Raw genomic sequence first — 272 nt, forward strand, 5'->3', positions numbered from 1 at the left:
GATGATCGATAGTAAGTTTTATGACCTATCATGAAATAGGGGAGTTTACCATTTGTCCGATAGCGTTGTAGAGTTCGATATGATACTTTCAGCAGGAATGATAAATCCTGATTGTCGAGTAACTTTTCGTTTTCATCTAATACATTATTAGTATTGACTAGGGATCTCAGGTCTTGCCCGATTTCGGAGAGCTTTTTCGATAGCTTCTCCATCCATTTATCAAAGTTTTCATTGTCTATATACATTTTGCTTCATTTTAAGTTGAACATTAT

The 272-nt window shown here is 34.6% G+C and carries 1 protein-coding gene; it reads right to left on the reverse strand.

From position 1 onward, the window contains the following. On the reverse strand, window positions 1-245 hold a 245-nt coding region (locus KB213_RS12010), incomplete at its 3' end, for a helix-turn-helix domain-containing protein (RefSeq protein WP_211683460.1). Window positions 246-272: the final 27 nt, after the last annotated feature.

Source organism: Neokomagataea anthophila (genome assembly GCF_018122595.1).
GTDB classification, from domain to species: Bacteria; Pseudomonadota; Alphaproteobacteria; order Acetobacterales; family Acetobacteraceae; genus Gluconobacter; species Gluconobacter anthophilus.